Source organism: Micromonospora sonneratiae (assembly GCF_042679305.1).
In the GTDB taxonomy this organism is placed as follows: Bacteria; Actinomycetota; Actinomycetes; order Mycobacteriales; family Micromonosporaceae; genus Micromonospora_H; species Micromonospora_H sonneratiae.
The window spans coordinates 139592-145404 of the sequence record NZ_JBHTMP010000004.1 but is presented as its reverse complement, the minus strand read 5'-3'; the positions used below and the strand labels follow the sequence as shown (position 1 = coordinate 145404).

General features: G+C 70.2%; 2 protein-coding genes. Both read left to right on the top strand.

Going from position 1 to position 5813, the window contains the following annotated elements:
* Window positions 1-450: 450 nt before the first annotated feature.
* A complete protein-coding gene (gene mycP / locus ACFQ4H_RS04580) occupies window positions 451-1797 on the top strand; it encodes a type VII secretion-associated serine protease mycosin (protein WP_377567282.1) in 1347 nt (448 codons plus the stop codon).
* 8 nt (window positions 1798-1805) lie between these two features.
* On the top strand, window positions 1806-5786 hold the full coding sequence (gene eccCa / locus ACFQ4H_RS04575) for a type VII secretion protein EccCa (protein WP_377567345.1): 3981 nt from the start codon (window positions 1806-1808) through the stop codon (window positions 5784-5786).
* The last annotated feature ends 27 nt before the right edge of the window (window positions 5787-5813 follow it).

The window sequence follows — 5813 nt, the reverse complement described above, 5'->3', positions numbered from 1 at the left end:
GTACCGGGGAAAAATAGCCCCCGGGCCGCAGGTTCGACTCCTGCCCCGGTGACACCTGGGCTTCTGCGGCATCCAGCCAACCCAGGTACCAGCGGGCGAACCCCAGTCGCGTTCCGTCTGTGTCGTACAGCGGCCGGAACCCGCGTCCGTCCATCCGACGCAGCGGAAAGAGGCCGTACGCCGGCCGGCACCACCCCGACCCGCCTCCAGCAGAAACGACCGGTACTCGCCCGGCAGTGTGACCTTCAGCTGCGCCTCCAGCTCGGCCAACTCGTCGACGCCGAGGGGCGGATCGAGTCGCCACCCGTGGCCCACGGAACCGAAGACCGCATCGGCGTCGGAGTCGGCCGCCAACCCGGCGAGCCGTTCGCGTACATCCGACCAGTCAGGAGGCGTCACGCCGGCACGATACCGAAGCCATCGGCACAACCAAATCCGCCCGGTCTCCGTATGGAGGTCATGACAGGCAACTCGACGGCATTCCAGCGGCGGCGCAGAACACAGTGGTCGGTCGTACCGCTGCTGGTCATCGTGATCTGGGCAGCCTGGACGCCGGGCGTCGCCCGGGCTTCGGCCCCGACCGGCCAACGCTGCACCTCCCCCGCCACCGAGCAGTTCCGGGAGGTCCCGTGGACCAACCAGCGGCTGGCTCCGCAGCGGGTATGGGATCTGACCAGGGGCTCCGGCGTCGTGGTCGCGGTCATCGACTCGGGAGTGGACACCAACGTTCCGCAACTGCGGGGCGCGGTGCTGCCCGGCGTGGACGTGGTCAACGGCGGTGGCCGGGCCGACAGCGACTGTTTCGGGCACGGCACGTTCGTGGCGGGCATCATCGCGGCCCGTCCAGCCAGGGACACCGGTGTGGTGGGCATCGCCCCAGCCGTACGGATCCTGCCGATCCGGCAGGCCAACGACGCCAACGACGGCAACGCCGCCGGGATGGCCCGGGGCATCCGGGCAGCGGTCGACGCCGGGGCGAAGGTCATCAACATCTCCGCCAGCTCGTTCTTCCCCACGGTCGACCTACGTACGGCGGTCGAGTACGCGGCGGCGAAGGACGTACTGATCGTGGCCGCCGCCTCGAACGAGGCGGAGGAGGGCAACCCGAAGGCGTACCCGGCCGCCTATCCGCAGGTGCTGGCGGTCGGCGCGATCGGCCCGGACGGATCACGTAGCGGATTCTCCGAGTTCGGCAACTATCTCGACCTGGTCGCTCCCGGGGTGGACGTGATCAGCCTCAGTCGGGGCGGCCGTGGCCATGTGATGGACCGGGGCACGAGTTACGCGGCACCGTTCGTGGCGGGTGTGGCGGCACTGGTCCGGTCGTACCACCCCAAACTGAGCGCCGGCCAGGTCAAGCGCCGGCTCGAACAGACCGCCGACCATCCGGCCGCCACCCTGCCGAGCCTGGAACTGGGCTGGGGGGTGGTCAACCCGTACGCCGCCGTCACCTCGATCCTGCCCGGCGAGGGGTCCACCGTGACGACGGCCGGCGGTCGCAGTGATCCGATCGACCCGCCCCCCGTGCGGGCCGCCGATCCCACACCGGTCCGCAACGCGGCCCTCTTCACCGCCGTACTGGTCGCGCTCGGTGGCGCGTTGCTGCTGTTCGGTGCCGCCGTGCCGCGCGGCGTCAGACGTCGATGGCGACCGGCCAGCGCGCCCGATCCGGACCCGCCCGGCACGGCCGGCACAACGACGGCGGAGAAGCGGACCACGAAGACGACGACCACCGAACCAACCGGTCGGGCCGCCGCCGGAACGAACGTCGACACCGAGGGCAGGGAGGAGTCGTGAGCACGATCATGCTGCGGCGGCCGGCCAGACGACCGGCACCGAAGATGGACACGGGAGAGTTCCCGTTGCAGGAGCCCCCTGGCCTGCCGGAGGAGCAGGGCGGGCAGCTCTCCTCGCTGTTGATGTACCTGCCGATGGTGATGATGTCCGGCGGGATGATGCTGATGTTCATCCAGCCGGGCTTCGGCAGCCGGCCGGTGATGTACCTGGCCGGCGGCGCGATGGCGGTCGGCATGGTGATCATGCTGATCGCACAGCTGGTCCGGGCGGCCGGAGAACGCAAACTCAGGCTCAAGGGCGAGCGCCGGGACTACCTGCGGTATCTCGGACAGGCCCGCAGGGTGGTCCGCAAGTCGGTGGAGCGGCAACGCGAGGCGGTGCTGTGGACGCACCCGGCACCGGACCGGCTCTGGTCGATGGTGCGCTCGGAACGGCTGTGGGAACGGCGGGTCAGTCACCAGGACTTCTGCGAGGTACGGATCGGCCTGGGCGAGCAGCGCCTGGCGATGCGGCTACAGGCGCCGCAGACCAAACCGGTGGAGGATCTCGAACCGCTCTGCGCGGGGGCGCTACGCCGGTTCCTCAAGGCGTACTCCACCGTCGACGACATGCCGATCGCGCTCTACCTGCGGGGCTTCGCCCGGGTCAGCGTGCACGGCGAGCGGGCCGGCACCCTGAACCTGGTCCGTGCCCTACTGGCCCAGCTGATCACCTTCCATGCCCCCGACGACCTGCGCGTCGCGGTGTGCGCCGCCAGCGACCGGCTGACCGACTGGGACTGGCTGAAATGGGCACCGCAGGCGCTGCACCCCACCGAGTACGACGCGACCGGCCCGGTACGCCTGATCCACGACACCTGGTCGGAGCTGGAGGAACTGCTCGGTGGCAAGGAGTTCGGTGAGCGTGGCCGGTTCGACGCGTCGGCCACACCGACCCGGACCGAGCCGTACGTGGTGGTGGTCGTCGACGGCGCCACGCTGCCGGCCAACAGCCGACTGGCCGGCCCGGGTTACCGCAACCTGGTGGCGGTCGACATCAGCCACCCCGAGCTGGGTGGCTCGCTGCCGTGGCGCGGGGAGAAGACGACGTTACGGCTCCGGCTGGACGACGAGGGCCTGGCCACCATGACGGTCAACCGACGCGGCGACGAGTACGCCACCCTGCTCGGCCGGCCCGACGCACTGGGCCCCATCCGGGCCCGGGCACTGGCCCGTCAGCTCGCCCCGTACCGGATCGGCGCGGTGGCCGAGTCGGCCGACCCGACCGGCGGCAACATCGACCTGCTGAACCTGCTCGGTGTCGGCGACGCCCGGACGTTCGTACCTGCGGAGGTGTGGCGCAACCGGTCCACCTGGGACCACCTGCGGGTGCCGATCGGCGTCAACGACCGGGGTCAGCCGGTGGAACTGGACCTCAAGGAGTCCGCCCAGGGCGGCATGGGCCCGCACGGAATCCTGATCGGTGCCACCGGTTCGGGTAAGTCCGAGACGATCCGCACCCTGGTGCTGGCCCTGGCCCTGGCCCACTCGTCCGAGCGGCTGAACATGGTGCTGGTCGACTTCAAGGGCGGCGCCACCTTCCTCGGCCTGGACGGGCTGCCGCACGTGTCGGCGTTCATCACCAATCTCGCCTACGAGCTGCCGCTGGTCGACCGGATGCAGGACGCCCTACAGGGCGAACTGGTCCGCCGGCAGGAACTGCTGCGCAGGGCCGGTTTCAGCTCGATCCACGACTACACCAGGGCCCGCGACGGTGGCGCGGACCTTGCGGCGCTGCCGACGATGGTGGTCATCGTGGACGAGTTCGGGGAACTGCTGGCCACCAAGGGCGAGTTCATGGACCTGTTCATCATGATCGGCCGGCTGGGCCGGTCGCTGGGCGTACACCTGCTGCTGGCCTCCCAGCGGCTGGAGGAGGGCCGTATCCACACCCTGGAGACGCACCTGTCGTACCGGATGGGGTTGCGGATGTTCTCCGCGATGGAGTCGCGCAGCGTCATCGGTACGACCGACGCGTACGACAAGCCGCTGCAACCCGGTACCGGCTACCTGCGTACCGACACCACCACACTGGTGCGGTTCAAGGGGGCGTACGTGTCGGGACCGTACCGGGCCGCGGGGCGGCGGACGGCTACCGGCGGCAGCCCGGCCATCGACCACCAGGTGGTGCCGTTCACCTCCGGTTACCTCGCACCGGTGGCCCGGCCGACCGCTTCCGAGCCGGCGGTGGACGAGGCCGACGAGGGTGCCGTCGAATCGATCCTGGAGGTGGTGGTCGACCGGCTGCGGGACGCCGGTCCGCCGGCGCACCGGGTGTGGTTGCCGCCGCTGACCACGCCGGCGACCCTCGACGAGCTACTGCCACCGCTGGCGGTGCACCCCGAGCGGGGCTTCGGTACCGGTACGCCGTCGCTGGCGCTGCCGGTCGGCCTCATCGACCGGCCGTTCGACCAGCGTCGGGACCCCATGGTGGTGGACCTGTCGGCGGGCAAGGGACACGTGGCCGTGGTGGGCGCGTTGCAGTCCGGCAAGAGCAACGTGCTGCGCACCATCATCGCCGGGCTCGCCCTGCGTAACACGCCACGCGAGGTGCAGTTCTACCTGCTCGACTTCGGCGGCGGTGGGATGTCGACGCTGGCGGGCCTGCCCCAGGTGGGCGCAGTGGCGGGCCGACTGGACCGGGAGCGGGTCATCCGCACCGTCAACGACATGGCCAACCTGCTGGTCGCCCGCGAGCACCTCTTCTCCGCCCAGGGCATCGAGTCGATGGCGGCCTACCGGCGGTTCAGGGCCGAGGGCCGGTACGCGGAGGACCCGTACGGCGACGTTTTCCTGGTGGTCGACGGCTGGTTCACCATGCGGTCGGAGTTCGAGGCGCTGGAACCGGTGATCCAGGAGATCGCCACCCGGGGGCTGACCTACGGCATCCACCTGATGCTCTCGTCCAACCGCTGGTCGGAGATCCGGATGTGGCTGCGCGACCTGGTACAGACCAAGTTGGAGCTGCGGCTGGGTGACGGCATGGATTCCGAGATGGACTTCCGTACCGCCCGCACGGTGCCCGAGCAGCCCGGTCGGGGCATCAACGCCGACAAGTACCACTGGCTGGCGGCGGTGCCACGCATCGACGGGCAGGGCAACGACGACGACGTCAGTGCGGGACTCGGCGCGCTGGTCGCGACCGTCCGGGACGCCTGGAGCGGTCCGGCCGCTCCCCGGGTACGGATGCTGCCGACCGCGTTGAACGTGGCCGAACTGCCGGCTCCCGAGCCGGTCGGTCCGAAGATCGTCATCGGGCTGGACGAGCAGCGCCTCGCCCCGGTGGTGCACGACTTCGATGTCCACCCGCACCTGATGGTGTTCGGCGACACCGAGACCGGCAAGAGCAACCTGTTGCGGGTCGTCGCGCAGGCGATCACCTCGATGTACACCCCGGACCAGGCACGGATCATGTGCGCCGATCCACGCCGGCAACTGCACGACGTGGTTCCGGCCTCCCACCAGTTGGCGTACGTACTGACCGGCCCGATGCTCCAGGCGGTCATCGGTGAGGCGGTGCCACCGATGCAGAAGCGGGTTCCCGGACCGGACATCGCACCGGAGCGGCTGCCCAGGCGGGACTGGTGGACCGGGCCGAAGCTCTTCGTGATCATCGACGACTACGACCTGATCAGCTCGCCGATGGACAGCCCGACCCGGACCCTGGTCGAGCTGGTCACCCACGGGGCCGACATCGGTCTGCACGTCGTCATCGCCCGCAGCACCGCGAACGGGCTCCGGGCCATGACCGACCCGCTGCTGCGCCGACTGTGGGACGGCGGGACACCCGGCCTGCTGATGTCGTGCCGCCGCGAGGAGGGCACGTTCCTCGGCGACGCCAAGCCTCTCATCCTGCCGCCGGGCCGGGCCCAACTGGTGGACCGGCGAAAGGGCGTCCGTCTCATCCAGACGGCCATTGCCGCCCCGGTGACCAGCCCGAACGGCGATTAATCCAAAACCACGCCAGGTCCGTACACC

Excerpts from the sequence above, each read along its gene's own strand:
- mycP (WP_377567282.1), top strand. The coding sequence starts at position 451 with ATGGAGGTCATGACAGGCAACTCGACGGCATTCCAGCGGCGGCGCAGA.
- eccCa (WP_377567345.1), top strand. The coding sequence starts at position 1,806 with ATGCTGCGGCGGCCGGCCAGACGACCGGCACCGAAGATGGACACGGGA.